Here is a 14,025-nt window from a genome sequence, read left to right on the forward strand (position 1 = left end):
GGTCAGCTCATGCAGGATCAATTCGAGCACGCCTTTAGCTTCCTCTCCTGGAGGGTTGCAGTATTGCGAAGTCGGCGAGCGATCTCATTGGCCATAAAGGAATGATACACCCGGCACCCCACCCGGCGCGCTTTCGCGCGCCGACCTCCCCGTCAAGAGGAGGTTTGGCGCTAGATCGCGCCGGCGGCGGCGAAGGCTTGGCGGAGAAAGGCGCCGCCGAGCTTCAGCCCGGTCGCGTCGATGCCGTGCCCGATGCCTTGCGCCATGTGCCACTCCACAGGAAGTCCGGCCTGAGCGAGCTGCTCGCGAGCAATCAGCATGGCGTCGACCGGGATCACTTCGTCCATGTCGCCATGCACGAGCAGGATCGCGGGGCCCGAGCCAGAGCGCCCGGCAAGAGCCTCGGCATTGGCGAGCGCGCCTGAGTAGCCGACGATCGCCGCCGGCGACGGATTGCGCGTCAGGCCGACGGCGAGCGCGACCATGGTCCCCTGGCTGAATCCGACAAGGCCGAGCGCGCTCGAGGGAAGCCGCAGGCGCTCAAGCTCGGCGCTGAGAAAGGCATCAACAACGGGGCCGGCCTGCGCCACGCCGCGGGTCATCTCGGCTGGATCGCGGAAGGTCAAGTTGAACCACTGCCGGCCCATGGACGCCATGCCGCAGGGTTGCGGCGCGTGCGGCGAAACGAAGGCGGCATGAGGCAACACGCGCCCCCATTCGCGTCCCAAGCCGATCAGGTCGTTGCCGTCGGCGCCGTAGCCATGCAGGAAGACCACGAGCTGCTTCGCTGGGCCGCCAGCAGCCGGCGGCAAGCGCGGTCCGTCGAGTTTCGGAGAGGTCATTTAGAAGCGGCGAAGCCGATCAAGGACCGACGTCCTCCTTCGGCAGCTCGTCGGCGGAATGGGCGTTGAGCTGGCCGTAATTCTCGATGCCGATGTCTTTCAGCAGGTTGAGCTGGGTCTCGAGATAGTTGATGTGGCCTTCCTCGTCGGCCAGCAGCTCCTCGAAGAGGTCCATGGTCACATAGTCCTCCTCTTTGCGGCAGCAGGCGCGGGCCTCCATGTAGAGAGCCCGGGCGCTGTACTCGGCCTTGAGGTCGCATTCCAGCACCTCCTTGATGTTCTGGCCGATCATCAAGGGGCCAATGTGCTGCATGTTGGGGAACCCTTCGAGGAAAATGATGCGCACGACCAGCTTGTCAGCGTGCTGCATCTCCTCGATCGATTCCTCGCGCTCCTTCTTGGCGAGACGGGTGAAGCCCCAATCGTCGAGCAGGCGGTAATGCAGCCAGTACTGATTGACGGCGGTGAGCTCATGCGTCAGCGCTTTGTTGAGATATTCGATGACGCGCGGATTTCCCTTCATTCTTCTCTCCTCTCGACCTTTGTCCCGATCATGACCCGTCGCCGCCTGCTAGTCTAGAGCGATTCTAAAAAGGAGTGCGTCAGGGTTCCTCCACCCCGAGCCGCTCCTCTGGGCCTGACGGGCTCAGCCCCTCCTCGTCATAGACGACCATCAGCTTGGAGATGAGCGGCAGGCAGCTGCCGCAGGAAGGCCGCTTGCCGAGATGACGATAGATGAGGCCGGGCGTCAGCACCACCAGCGGGTCGGCGGTGCGTAGCGCCGTCACCGCTTCGGCCACGTCCTTGGAGGTGATCATGGAACAGGAACAGACAATCATCTTGCAACTCGGCTCACATCCGGTCCCCGCCGGCTAAGGGAGAAGCCGCCGGCTTCCGGCGCAGGGCATAGTAGGACCACAGCAACCGCGCGGCGACGCCACGCCAGGGACGCCAGGCCTCGGCAACCTCGTTCATCTGCTCAAGGGACGGCCGCTCGGCAAGCAGAAGCGCATCCTTGACCGCGTGTTGCAGGGCAAGATCGCCGGGAGACCAGGCGTCGGCGCGGGCGAGCGAGAACATGATGTAGATGTCGGCCGTCCAGGGACCGATGCCCTTGAGCGCGGTGAGCTCGGCGTGGATCACCTCTTCAGGCGCGCGATCGAGTGCGGCGAGCTTGAGCGCGCCACGATCGATTGCCTTTGCCAATTCGCGCAGCGTCGCGATCTTGCCGCGCGATAGCCCCGCTTTCCTGAGGTCCCGGTCAGGGACGGCAAGCAGGGTCGTGGCATCGAAAGGCTTCACTCTTGCTTCCACCCGGTCCCAAATGGCGCCGGCGCTCGCGATGGAAAGCTGCTGCCCGACAATGACCCGGGCCAGACCCTCGAAGCCCTTCGGCCGTTTGCGTAAGGGCGGATCGCCGGCGAGCGCGTGAATCCGCGCTAGATGCGGGCAGGCGCTGACGAGCGCCGCGACGCCCTCCTTGATATCGGCATCGCTTCCGATCCGTCTCATCTTCTTCTTGTGGGCGCTTCGACGCACAACGCTAGACTTAGTTCGGGCAATTTAGCCGACTCTTAAGTGGTTTCTGGAATGGTTGCCTGAACGAACGGAAAACGGGGGACCGGGGCCATGCAACCGGAAGATTTCAGGCCTGACGATCTCTTTGCCCAGATCGAAGGCCTTGTCGAGACTGTCGACGCCGAACGGCGCTTGCGCGAGCGGGCCGAAGGCGCCGACCGGGCCAAGTCCGATCTCCTTGCCGTGGTCAGCCACGAGCTCCGCACCCCGATGGGCGCGGTGATCTCCATGTCAGAGCTTCTGCTCAACGGTCCGCTCGATCCAACCCAGCGGCACTACGCCGAGACCTTGCAGCAGTCGGCGAAGAGCCTGCTCGTCGTGCTCAACGACATCCTCGATTTCTCCAAGCTCGAAGCCGGCCGCTTCGAGCTCGACCGCGCGGTGTTCGATCTGCATGAGCTGGTCAAAAGCGTGGGCAGCGAATTGCAGGCGCGGACGCGGGAGAAAGGCATCGAAGGCCTCGTCAATGTGGGCCCGAGCTGCCCGCGCTTCGTCCTCGGCGATGCGAGCCGCGTTCGCCAGGTGCTCACCAACCTCATCGACAATGCGGTGAAGTTCACCGCCGCCGGTTCGGTGCGTCTGCATGCCAATGCCGGGGAAGCAGCCGGCAGGCTCAAGCTGCGCTTCGACGTGACCGACACAGGCATCGGCTTCGGCGAGTTCCAGAAGCAGCGGCTGTTTCAGCCCTATGCCCAGGCGGCGCACAGTGCGAGCCAATATGGGGGCACCGGGCTCGGTCTCTCCATCGCCAAGCGGCTGATCGAGCTGATGGAGGGCGAGATCGGCTGCGAGAGCGCGCCAGGCCAAGGCAGCCTGTTCTGGTTCACGATTCCCGCCGAGCGGGCCGAGAGCGCCCCGTCCAAGGAGACGCAAGCCACCGGCCGGCTTGCCGGCCATGTTCTCGTGGTGGAAGACAATGCCGTGAACCGGATGCTGATCGGCGCCTATCTCGAGGAGTTCGGGCTCACCTACGACGTGGTCGATAACGGCGCCCAGGCGCTCAAGCAACTCGCGGCCAAGGACTACGATCTCGTGCTCATGGACATCATGATGCCTGAGCTCGACGGGGTGGAGACCACCAAGCACATCCGCAACATGGGAGGCGAGGCGGCCGAGGTGCCGATCGTGGCGCTCACGGCGCATGCGATGAAGGGCGACCGCGAGGACTATCTCGCCGCGGGCATGGACGGCTATGTATCGAAGCCGATCCGCGGCCGGGAACTGTTCGGCGCGCTTGCGCCCTATCTCTCAGACGATGACGGCGAGGAGGCCGGCATCGTCGTGCACGAGAAGCTGGTGGCGATCCGCTGACGGCTGGCCTCTAGAGACCGTCGATCAGCACGCCCGCGGCGAGGACCAGATAGGCGATCAGGAGCAGCCCAAGGGCGTAGCTCGTGAAGAACGGCAGCGGCACGATCATGCCGATGACCACGAGAATGGCGATGATGGCGGAGACGAGGAACGTCTCCCTGCGCGGTGCGCTCAAGCTGAAGTTCATGATACCCCCCAAATGACAATGCCTCCGGCTTGGCGATGCCGGCAGGCGATTCTGCCATTCTAGCCGCAACGAGGGGTGAGGGCTACGGAGGCGTGCTTGGGGGCAGCCAGCTATTTCCCCGGGCAGCCAGCGGCATCGCCAACCCGCGCCATGGGCTTTCCGTTGATGAACACGCCGGAGGCGCCAGAGACGATCGACCCGCCGCAGCCGGTCCGATCTCCTTCTACCGCCGCAGGCTTGCCGTTGATGAACACGTCGGGCGAGCCTTGCACGATGGTGCTGCCGGGGCAGCCGGCGGTGTCGCCCGCCCGCGCTGCTTGCTTGCCTTCCACCACGACGTCGCCGCCGCCCGAGGTGACGGCCCCCGCGCCGCAGGGGTTGGCCCTGTCTTCAGCCACCGCGGCAAGTGGAGCAAGTGCAAGGAGCACGACAGCAAGCGCCTTCAGCCAAGTCACGAAGCGGCTCACAGGCGGACCCGCTCGCGGGCTCGGAGCGGCGGCACGGGGATCGACGCCTCGGCAAGCTCAGCCGCCTTGGCGTCGACCAGCTTCACGATGCCGGTCATGATGTCGTTGAGCTGGAAGTCCTTCGGTGTGTAGACGGCGGATGCGCCACATTGCTTCAGCACGTTCACGTCGTCGGCCGGGATGATACCGCCGACCACGATGGGAACGTCGCCCATTCCTGCCTCGCGCATGCGCTGGGCGACGTCGCGCACCAGCGCCACATGCGAGCCTGACAGGATGGAGAGGCCGAGCACATGGGCGCGAGCCTCCTTCGCCTGCTGGACGATCTGGGCAGGCGTCAGCCTGATCCCGTCATAGACCACGTCCATGCCGACGTCGGTGGCGCGCACCGAGATCTGCTCGGCGCCGTTGGAATGTCCGTCGAGCCCAGGCTTGCCGACCACGAAGGTGAGCCTGCGGCCGAGCTTGCCCGACACCTCGTCGACCAGATGGCGCACCTGTTCGAGCCGCGCCATGTCGGTGTGGCGCTTGGCGCCGATGCCGGTCGGCGCACGATATTCGCCGAACACTTCGCGCAACACCCCGCCCCATTCGCCGGTGGTGACGCCGGCGCGTGCCGCGGCGATCGACGGCTCCATGATGTTGCGCCCTTCGGCTGCCGCCGATTTCAGATCGACGAGGGCCTGGCGCACCGCCTTGTCGTCGCGCCGCTGCCGCCAGGCCTGCAGCGCCGCAACCTGCTCGATCTCGACCGACTCAGGCACGGTGATGATGCCGTCGGCGGCAGCCGCGAGCGGCGAAGGCTCGGTCTCGGTATAGGCGTTGACGCCGACCAGAACCTGCTCGCCCTTCTCGATGGCCTCGACCCTGGCGGCATTCGCCGCGATCAAAGTCTCCTTCATATAGTCGATGGCGGCCACCGCCCCGCCCATCTCCTGAATGCGGGCAAGCTCGGCGCGAGCGTCCTGCTTCAATTCCTCGACTTTGCGTTCGATCTCATCGGAGCCGTCGAAGATGTCGCCGAACTCGAGCAGGTCGGTCTCGTAGGCCACGATCTGCTGAAGCCGGAGCGACCATTGCTGGTCCCAGGGCGTCGGCAGGCCGAGCGCCTCGTTCCAGGCAGGGAGCTGCACGGCTCTTGCGCGCGCCTTCTTCGACAGCGTGACGGCGAGCATGGAGAGCAGGATGCGATAGACGTTATTCTCTGGCTGCTGCTCGGTGAGGCCGAGCGAATTCACCTGCACGCCGTAGCGGAAGCGGCGCAGCGCCGGATCGGTGACGCCATAGCGCTCTTTCGTGATCTCGTCCCACAGCTCGACAAAGGCGCGCATCTTGCACACCTCGGTGATCAAGCGGACCCCGGCATTGACGAAGAATGAGATGCGGGAGAGCACCTGCGGGAACTCTTCCGCCGGCACCTCGCCAGAGTTTCTCACCTCGTCGAGAACGGCCTCGGCGGTGGCAAGGGCAAAGGCAAGCTCCTGGGTCGGGGTCGCTCCAGCCTCCTGCAAATGGTAGGAGCAGACATTGGTCGGGTTCCATTTGGGGATCTCGCGCGCGGCGTAGACGATCACGTCCTTGATCAGCCGCAGAGAGGGCTTGGGCGGAAAAACGTAGGTGCCGCGCGAAAGGTACTCCTTGATGATGTCGTTCTGCACCGTGCCGGTGAGCTTGCCGCGGTCGACGCCCTGCTCGTCGGCGAGCGCCACGTAGAGCGACAAGAGCCACGCTGCCGTGGCGTTGATGGTCATCGAGGTGTTCATCTCGGCGAGCGGGATGCCGTCGAGCAAAGAGCGCATGTCGCCGAGATGAGAGACCGGCACGCCGACCTTGCCGACCTCGCCGCGGGCGAGCGGGTCGTCCGAGTCGTACCCGGTCTGAGTCGGCAGGTCGAAGGCGATCGAAAGCCCGGTCTGGCCCTTGGCGAGGTTCTTCCGGTAGAGCTCGTTCGAGGCCTTCGCCGTCGAATGCCCCGCATAGGTGCGGAACATCCAGGGTTTGTCGCGCTTAGTCTTTCCGCTCATGGGCTCGCCGATCGCTCGAATTCGCTTGATTGTATCGAAGCACGCCAAGCGCTTCGGAGCAATATTCGTGCCCGATGCTCCACGACGGTCATTCCGGCAATCCACCACAGCAGGGTGGGCAAAGAAGCCTGCCCACCACAGCCCGTTCCGCGTGGGCAACGGCATCTTCAGTCGTGCTGTCGCTTCGCTGCTTGAGCGCGAATGCCGTTGCCCACCCTACGGACTTGCGTGCGGGTCGGACACGTGGCCGACGGACGTCGGTCCCCACGGCCGGCAAAAATAATCTGTGCATCGCCGGATTGCCGCACTCTCGTTCGCGCGCTTCTTTCGCGCTCATCGGCAACGCCGCCAAGGTGCGGGGGCTCCGGGACAAACTGGCGCTGAGGGCCGCTCGAGACGCCGGGCTTTACGGCGAAAAAGGCCCGCAAACGGGGGCTGGGCAGGCCGCTTGGTTTTTGCTAAGGCTCTGCCTGCGATGGGCATTATGGCTATCGGGGGGTGGCCTAAAGGCTTTTTCACGCATCAATTCCGGCAATTCAGAGTTATATCGGCGACGACGCAAAAATGTTGCAGTCGCGAGATGGATCGTTGACAATTGTCGCAGTGCAAAAAGCCCGAGTGAGCGGGGAACCTACGGATGAACGAGATGTCATTGGCAGCGGTGGCGCCCGATCAGGGCGGGTTGAAGGACCTATACCAGATCGGCGAAATCCCGCCGCTCGGACACGTGCCGGCAAGCATGTATGCCTGGGCTATCCGCAAGGAGCGGCACGGCCCGCCCGATGAGGCCATGCAGATCGAGGTGCTGCCGACCTGGCCGCTCGATTCGCATGAGGTGCTCGTGCTCGTCATGGCCGCCGGCGTGAATTACAACGGCGTGTGGGCCTCGCTCGGCAAGCCGATGTCACCGCTCGACGTGCACAAAAGTCCCTATCACATCGCCGGCTCCGATGCGTCCGGCATCGTGTGGGCAGTCGGCTCCAAGGTGAAGCGCTGGAAGGTCGGTGACGAGGTCGTCATCCACTGTAACCAGGACGACGGCGACGACGAGGAGTGTAACGGCGGCGACCCGATGTTCTCCACCTCGCAGCGCATCTGGGGCTACGAGACGCCGGACGGCTCCTTCGCCCAGTTCGCCCGCGTGCAGGATCGCCAGCTGCTCGAGCGGCCGAAGCATCTCACCTGGGAAGAGGCAGCCTGCTACACGCTGACGCTCGCCACCTCCTACCGCATGCTGTTCGGCCACCGGCCGCACACGCTGAAGCCTGGGCATAACGTGCTGGTGTGGGGCGCCTCCGGCGGTCTCGGTTCGATGGCGGTGCAGTTGATCGCCACCACCGGCGCCAACGCCATCGGCGTCGTATCAGACGACGAGAAGCGCGACTTCGTAATGTCGCTCGGCGCCAAGGGCGTGATCAACCGCAACAACTTCAAATGCTGGGGGCAGATGCCGACGGTCGGCACCCCGGAATATGACGTTTGGGTGAAAGAGGTCCGCAATTTCGGCAAGGCGATCTGGGAGACCACCGGCAAGGGCGTGAACGTCGACTGTGTGTTCGAGCATCCTGGCGAAGCCACCTTCCCGGTGTCGTGCTTCGTGGTGAAGCGCGGCGGCATGGTGGTGTTCTGCGCCGGCACCACCGGCTACAACCTCACCATGGACGCGCGCTATGTGTGGATGCACCAGAAGCGCGTGCAGGGCTCGCACTTCGCCCATCTGCTTCAGGCGAGCCAGGCGAACAAGCTCGTGGTCGAGCGCCGCATCGATCCCTGCATGAGCGAAGTGTTCCCCTGGGAGCAGATCCCCAAGGCGCATATGCGGATGATGAACAATCAGCATCGCCCGGGAAACATGGCGGTGCTGGTCTCGGCACCCTGCACCGGCCTCCGCACCTTCGAAGACGTGATCGAAGCGAGCAAGCAGATGCATGGCGGCTAGGGCTTATGCGTCACCCCGGCGAAAGCCGGGGTCCAGTTTTCATTCGCGCTTCGCGCCGCTGGATTCCGGCTTTCGCCGGAATGACCTCGAGGTTCCGATTTCAGGTTTGACTTTGGCGCGCCCGCGCGGTTTTTTCCTCGCGGGTGCAACGCCATTGATGTTCTCAAGGAACTCTGCCGGTGTCCGTCGCTAGCGAAGCCAAGGCCGACAGCCCGTCGAGCCGCCTTCCCGATCTCATTCCACTTCTAGACTCGGCGGCGGAGGCGGCCAACGGCTTGCGCGACCGCTGCCGCGACGCGGTTGCCGGCAAAGTCAGCCAAAGCGGCAAGATCGACGGCGATGCGCTCGAGCGCGAGCAGCATGCTGCCCATGGGCTTGCCTGGATCGCCACCTATGCCGAGGCGATGAGCCAGGTCGCGAGCTACGCGAGCCGCATGTCCGGCGAGGGCCGCTTCGGCGAGATGGAAGCGCTGCTCGCGCAGATCGGCGCTGCCGAATATGCCGCGCAGCTCGCCGGCGGCGTGCCGATGAGCCAAGGCGAGATCGCGCGGACGCATGAGCTTGGCGTGTCCGAGAAGGACCAGACGGCGTTTCTTAACGCCAATGTCAGGGACCTCATCGCCGGCACTACATCCGCCACCCGCGCCCGCGCCATTGAGCTGATCCGCGGCGCGCAAGGCGCCGTGTCGTATGGCGATACCGGCCTCGACGAGACGGTCACCGCCATGCGCGAGGAGATGCACCGCTTCTCCGAGGCCGAGGTCGTGCCGCATGCGCAAGAGTGGCACTTGAAGGACGAGTATGTGCCGATGGAGCTGATCGGCCAGATGGCCGAGCTCGGCGTGTTCGCCCTGACCTTGCCCGAGGAGTATGGCGGGCTCGGCCTCGGCAAGGAGGCCATGTGCGTGGTCTCCGAGGAGCTCTCCCGCGGCTATATCGGCGTCGGCTCGATTGGCACACGGTCTGAGATCGCCGAGGAGCTGATCCTGAACGGCGGCACCGACGCGCAGAAGCAGGAATGGCTGCCGAGGATCGCAAGCGGCGAGATTCTGCCCACGGCGGTGTTCACCGAGCCCAATACCGGCTCCGACCTCGCCTCGCTCGCCACCCGCGCGGTGAAAGACGGCGATGTCTGGCGCATCACCGGGCAAAAGACCTGGATCACGCATGCCGCCCGCGCCGATCTGATGACCGTGCTCGCCCGCACCAATCCATCCGAGAAGGGCTATCGCGGGCTCTCCATGTTCTTGGCACCGAAGCCGCGCGGCACCGACGACAATCCCTTCCCGGCCGAAGGCATGACCGGCGGCGAGATCGAGGTGCTCGGCTATCGCGGCATGAAGGAGTTCGACATTTCCTTCGACGGCTTCGCTGTGCCCGCAGAGAATCTGCTTGGCGGCGTCGAGGGCCAGGGCTTTAAGCAGTTGATGCAGACCTTCGAGGCGGCGCGCATCCAGACCGCGGCACGCGCCATCGGCGTGGCGCAAACCGCTCTCGATCTGGGCTTGAGATACGGCACCGAGCGCATCCAGTTCGGCAAGCCGATCGTTGCCTTCCCGCGCGTCGCCGACAAGCTCGTGATGATGGCTGCAGAGATCCTGATGGCGCGCCAGCTCACCTATTTCGCCGCGCGCGAGAAGGATGCTGGCCGCCGCTGCGACCTCGAAGCCGGCATGGCCAAGCTGCTCGCCGCCCGCGCCGCCTGGGCCGCCGCCGACAATGCGCTGCAAATCCATGGCGGCAACGGTTTTGCGCTCGAATATCCGGTGAGCCGCGTGTTGTGCGACGCGCGTATCCTGTCGATCTTCGAAGGCGCCGCCGAGATCCAGGCGCACGTCATCGCCCGGCGGCTGCTCGAGGGCTAATCCCGCATCAGATTGTGTCGCTTTGCTCCACGCATCCGGCGATACTGCCATGCTATGGTCGACGCGTTGCAACAAGACGCCATAAGTTTTGCAAGGAGAGGAAACGCATGCATAGGACGACACTCGCCTTCGTTACGCTCGCGGCGCTCGTCATGGGAACGAGCTCCGCCTACGCGCTCGACGTCAAAAAGAAGATCACCGCGCCCGGCGTGCCGCCAAAGGTCTGGGCGATCGTCTCGGACTTTTGCTCGATCAAAGACTGGCACCCGGTGGTTGCCGATTGCCAGGAGACCAAGGAGGGCGACGCGACCTTCCGCACCCTCACCCTGAAGGACGGCGGCAAGATCAAGGAGAAGCTGCTCGAGTCCGACGATACGAGCTACAGCTACGAGATCATCGAGAGTCCGTTGCCGGTCAAGAACTACAAGGCGAAGCTTTCGGTCGAGCCCGATGACCGCTCCTCCGATCACAGCACGATCGTCTGGGAAGCGACCTTCGATGCCAACGGCAAGAGCGACGAGGAGGCTGCGAAGACGATCGGCGACATTTTCTTCGCCGGCCTGAAGAGCATCAAGCACAAGGCTCAGCCACCTGAGGGCGGCAATGCTGGCGACGAGGACAAGAACTAGCCGTTGAGCGGCCGGTCGCAATGAGCGAGCGGTCGATCCTCATCACCGGCTGCTCGTCGGGCATCGGGCTCGCATCAGCGCGTAAGATGAAGGCGCGCGGCTGGCGCGTCTTCGCCACGGCGCGGAAGCCCGAGGACATCGCGCGGCTGAAAGACGAGGTGGAAGTCGAGAGCCTCTATCTCGATTATGCCGAGCCTCGGTCGATCGCGGCGGCGGCCGACCACGTGCTTGCCGCGACCGATGGGCGGCTCACTGCGCTGTTCAACAACGGCGGGTACGGCCAGCCCGGCGCGCTCGAGGATATCAGGCCGCAAGTACTTCGCGCTCAGTTCGAAGCCAATGTGTTCGGCTGGCACGATCTCACCTGCCGGTTCATCCCGGCCATGCGGGCGCGAGGGCAGGGACGCATCGTGTTCTGCTCCTCGGTGCTCGGGCTCATCGCGGCGCCCTATCGCGGCGCCTACTCAGCCTCGAAATTTGCCGTCGAGGCTCTCGCCGACACGCTGCGCATGGAGCTTTCCGGCACCGGCATCCATGTGGCGCTGATCGAGCCTGGTCCGATCGCCACCCGCTTCGTCGAGCATGCGCTCGAGGCCTACCGCCGCAACGTCGATCTCGAATCCTCGCACCACCGCGACATCTACAAGGCGCGCATTGCCCGCATGGAGGAGGGCGGCAGCCAGACCTTCAAGCTCGGGCCCGAGGCCGTCGCCGCCAAGCTGGTGCATGCCTTGGAAAGCCCGCGACCCAAATTTCGCTACTACGTCACCCTTCCCAGCTACGCCGTGGCTCTGTTACGCAGGATCCTCACCGCGCGTGCCCTCGACGAAGTGGCCAGGCGGAACTAGAATTCGCCTGCGGCGCCGAACGCTTGTCCCGCCAAAGCGTTACAACCCATGAAAAGCCGCCAGTCCAGGGGTCAGCCATGCATGCCTTGACGGCCTATATCATTCCGTTCGCCCTTGCGGCCGTCTTCACCGTGCTGTTGCTCGGGCTATGGAACATGCTGCGTGGCGGCAGCCCCAATCTCAGCCAGACCTTGATGCGGTGGCGCGTGGTGCTGCAATTCATCGCCCTTTGCCTCGTCATGGCGGCCATCTACTTCTCAGGCAAGTATTGAGCCCGGTGATTGTTTCCGTTCACGAAGGCTTGACCCGCCTTTGGGGCCAGTTAGGCTAGCCGTTACTCTTCTAGAGGTTGATCCGCGCGAGCGCGGCGGTGGGCAATGGTCGTTCTCAGCAAGATCTACACGCGCACCGGCGACGACGGGACGACCGCACTCGGCTCAGGGCGCAGGGTCGCGAAATACGACCTCCGCGTCGAATGCTACGGCACGCTCGATGAGACCAATGCCGCGATCGGGCTTGCCAGGCTGCACACGCGATCGGACCCAGCACTCGACGCCATGCTCGGACGCATCCAGAACGATCTGTTCGATCTCGGCGCCGAGCTCTGCTACCCCGACGAAAGCAAGGACGCGCGCGGCCGCCTGTCGGTGAGCGACGCGCAAGTTGAGCGGCTCGAAAGCGAGATCGATACGCTCAACCGCGAGCTCCAGCCTCTGCGCTCCTTCGTGCTTCCGGGCGGCACGCAAGCGGCAAGCTTCCTGCACCTTGCGCGCACGATCTCGCGCCGCGCCGAGCGGCTCATGGTGGCGCTCGCCGCGCGGCCGAACGAGCCGGTGGGAGGAAGCGCGCTCCGTTACATCAACCGGCTTTCGGATTTTCTGTTCGTCGCGGCCCGCCATGCCAACGACATGGGCAAGTCCGACGTGCTGTGGGTCCCTGGCCAGAACCGGTAGCAAAGCCCTCCCGCGTGACACCGTGTTCGTCCCCCTCCATGACACCAATCCGCTAAAGAGCATCGACTATCAGTATGTGACGGTCTCGCTGATCGTCCTCAACATCGCCATCTACCTGATCTTTCAGACCGGCTGGTTCATTCCGCTCGACGAGGAGAATCTCGCCGCCTTCGCCGCCATCCCGGCCGAGCTCATGGGGCACGGCCTTGGCGACGAAACCATCCTGTCACCCTTCCTGGTGCCCGACCGCTTCACCCTCGTCACCTACATGTTCCTGCATGGCAGCTGGATCCATCTTCTCGGCAACATGCTGTTTCTCTGGGTGTTCGGCGACAATGTCGAAGACGCCATGGGCCACCTCCGCTTCATCATGTTCTATCTGATGTGCGGGATCTTCGCCGCCGTGGTGCATTCCTGGTTCATGCCTTCCTCCGAGCTGCCGCTGATCGGCGCCAGCGGCGCGGTGGCCGGCATCATCTCCGCCTATCTGATCCTGCATCCGAAGGTGAAGGTCTGGGTGCTCGCGCTGTGGCGCATTCCGATCAAGATCACTGCTTATTGGGCGCTCGGCTTCTGGATTCTCACGCAATTCGCCAACCTCCTCATCGATGCCGAGGAGAGCGTCGCCTGGGGGGCGCATATCGGCGGGCTCGCCGCCGGCGCGGTGCTGATTCTGTTCATGCGGCGGCGCGGTGTACCGCTGTTCGACCAGACCAGGGGAGGGGCCTGAAAGCCGCTCGAAAAGCCTAGAAACCATTGACTTGCGCGGTTGCCGGCAGTACCGTCCGGCCATCTCGCACTTGCGAGATAACGTGCTTCGTGTGCGTTCGGGGGGAAACAAAAGCACGTGCGGGAAAGAATAGCCGCATGAAGATTCTCGTTCCTGTGAAGCGTGTCGTCGACTTCAACGTCAAGGTCCGCGTCAAGTCCGACGGCACCGGGGTCGACCTTGCCAACGTCAAGATGTCGATGAACCCCTTCGACGAGATCGCCGTCGAGGAGGCGGTTCGCATCAAGGAACGCGGGGAGGCGACCGAAGTCGTCGCCGTGTCGATTGGCTCGGTCAAATCGCAAGATACGCTTCGTACCGCTCTCGCCATGGGCGCCGACCGCGCCATTCTGGTGAAGACCGACGCTCTGGTCGAGCCGCTCGGCGTCGCCAAGGTGCTGAAGCGCGTGGTCGAGAACGAGAAGGCCGACCTCGTCATCATGGGCAAGCAGGCGATCGACGACGACGCCAATCAGTCAGGACAGATGCTGGCGGGGCTGCTCGGCTGGCCACAGGGGACCTTCGCCTCGAAGATCGAATTCAACAACGGCAAGGTGAGAGTGGTGCGCGAGGTGGACGGCGGGCTCGAGACCCTGCTTCTTTCGCGCCCGCC

The 14,025-nt window shown here is 64.3% G+C and carries 16 protein-coding genes; 9 read left to right on the plus strand and 7 right to left on the minus strand.

Features of this window, described 5'->3' with window-relative positions:
* Positions 1 to 170 precede the first annotated feature (170 nt).
* The 4 genes from ACREC7_RS12590 to ACREC7_RS12605 form a co-directional block, all read right to left on the minus strand.
* Positions 171 to 842: an alpha/beta hydrolase gene (locus ACREC7_RS12590; protein ID WP_431556034.1), complete on the minus strand. Its 672-nt coding sequence runs from the start codon at positions 840 to 842 to the stop codon at positions 171 to 173.
* Positions 843 to 861: 19 nt separating this feature from the next.
* Positions 862 to 1,365: a bacterioferritin gene (bfr, locus tag ACREC7_RS12595; protein WP_431556035.1), complete on the minus strand. Its 504-nt coding sequence runs from the start codon at positions 1,363 to 1,365 to the stop codon at positions 862 to 864.
* 79 nt (positions 1,366 to 1,444) lie between these two features.
* On the minus strand, positions 1,445 to 1,660 hold the full coding sequence (locus tag ACREC7_RS12600; RefSeq protein ID WP_431556036.1) for a (2Fe-2S)-binding protein: 216 nt from the start codon (positions 1,658 to 1,660) through the stop codon (positions 1,445 to 1,447).
* Between the two features lie 34 nt (positions 1,661 to 1,694).
* Positions 1,695 to 2,354 (minus strand): DNA-3-methyladenine glycosylase family protein, encoded by a 660-nt coding sequence (locus ACREC7_RS12605; protein ID WP_431556037.1) that lies wholly within the window; start codon positions 2,352 to 2,354, stop codon positions 1,695 to 1,697.
* A 117-nt stretch (positions 2,355 to 2,471) separates the two neighbouring features.
* Here ACREC7_RS12605 and ACREC7_RS12610 point away from each other — a divergent pair, with 117 nt between their 5' ends.
* Positions 2,472 to 3,731, plus strand: a complete 1,260-nt coding sequence (locus ACREC7_RS12610) for a response regulator (protein ID WP_431556038.1) — start codon at positions 2,472 to 2,474, stop codon at positions 3,729 to 3,731.
* Between the two features lie 10 nt (positions 3,732 to 3,741).
* Here the strand turns inward: ACREC7_RS12610 and ACREC7_RS12615 are convergent, their stop codons facing one another.
* From ACREC7_RS12615 to ACREC7_RS12625, 3 genes are all read right to left on the minus strand, one after another.
* Positions 3,742 to 3,918 carry a hypothetical protein gene (locus tag ACREC7_RS12615; protein WP_431556039.1) on the minus strand — a complete coding sequence of 59 codons (177 nt, stop codon included), beginning with the start codon at positions 3,916 to 3,918 and terminating at the stop codon, positions 3,742 to 3,744.
* Positions 3,919 to 4,028: 110 nt separating this feature from the next.
* A complete protein-coding gene (locus ACREC7_RS12620; RefSeq protein WP_431556040.1) occupies positions 4,029 to 4,385 on the minus strand; it encodes a PAAR domain-containing protein in 357 nt (118 codons plus the stop codon).
* Positions 4,382 to 6,409 (minus strand): methylmalonyl-CoA mutase family protein, encoded by a 2,028-nt coding sequence (locus ACREC7_RS12625; protein ID WP_431556041.1) that lies wholly within the window; start codon positions 6,407 to 6,409, stop codon positions 4,382 to 4,384. Before ACREC7_RS12625 ends, ACREC7_RS12620 begins: the two co-directional genes overlap by 4 nt.
* A 637-nt stretch (positions 6,410 to 7,046) precedes the next feature.
* On the opposite strand from ACREC7_RS12625, the gene ccrA reads away from it, so the two are divergent.
* The 8 genes from ccrA to ACREC7_RS12665 all read left to right on the plus strand — a co-directional run.
* On the plus strand, positions 7,047 to 8,348 hold the full coding sequence (gene ccrA / locus ACREC7_RS12630; protein ID WP_431556042.1) for a crotonyl-CoA carboxylase/reductase: 1,302 nt from the start codon (positions 7,047 to 7,049) through the stop codon (positions 8,346 to 8,348).
* A 179-nt stretch (positions 8,349 to 8,527) separates the two neighbouring features.
* Positions 8,528 to 10,213: an acyl-CoA dehydrogenase family protein gene (locus tag ACREC7_RS12635; RefSeq protein ID WP_431556043.1), complete on the plus strand. Its 1,686-nt coding sequence runs from the start codon at positions 8,528 to 8,530 to the stop codon at positions 10,211 to 10,213.
* 107 nt (positions 10,214 to 10,320) lie between these two features.
* The gene (locus ACREC7_RS12640; RefSeq protein ID WP_431556044.1) at positions 10,321 to 10,842 is read left to right on the plus strand and encodes an SRPBCC family protein; all 522 of its coding nucleotides are present in this window, start codon (positions 10,321 to 10,323) and stop codon (positions 10,840 to 10,842) included.
* Positions 10,843 to 10,862: 20 nt separating this feature from the next.
* Positions 10,863 to 11,690, plus strand: coding sequence for an SDR family oxidoreductase (locus tag ACREC7_RS12645; protein WP_431556045.1), 828 nt, complete (start codon positions 10,863 to 10,865; stop codon positions 11,688 to 11,690).
* 77 nt (positions 11,691 to 11,767) lie between these two features.
* On the plus strand, positions 11,768 to 11,962 hold the full coding sequence (locus tag ACREC7_RS12650) for a twin transmembrane helix small protein (protein WP_431556046.1): 195 nt from the start codon (positions 11,768 to 11,770) through the stop codon (positions 11,960 to 11,962).
* 105 nt (positions 11,963 to 12,067) lie between these two features.
* Positions 12,068 to 12,643 carry a cob(I)yrinic acid a,c-diamide adenosyltransferase gene (locus ACREC7_RS12655; RefSeq protein ID WP_431556047.1) on the plus strand — a complete coding sequence of 192 codons (576 nt, stop codon included), beginning with the start codon at positions 12,068 to 12,070 and terminating at the stop codon, positions 12,641 to 12,643.
* A 22-nt stretch (positions 12,644 to 12,665) separates the two neighbouring features.
* Positions 12,666 to 13,373 carry a rhomboid family intramembrane serine protease gene (locus ACREC7_RS12660; protein ID WP_431556048.1) on the plus strand — a complete coding sequence of 236 codons (708 nt, stop codon included), beginning with the start codon at positions 12,666 to 12,668 and terminating at the stop codon, positions 13,371 to 13,373.
* A gap of 137 nt (positions 13,374 to 13,510) precedes the next feature.
* Positions 13,511 to 14,025 (plus strand): electron transfer flavoprotein subunit beta/FixA family protein (locus ACREC7_RS12665; RefSeq protein ID WP_431556049.1); only part of this gene is annotated, 515 nt, incomplete at its 3' end.

Origin of the sequence: Methyloceanibacter sp. (assembly GCF_050728395.1) — a bacterium.
Classification (GTDB): domain Bacteria; phylum Pseudomonadota; class Alphaproteobacteria; order Rhizobiales; family Methyloligellaceae; genus Methyloceanibacter.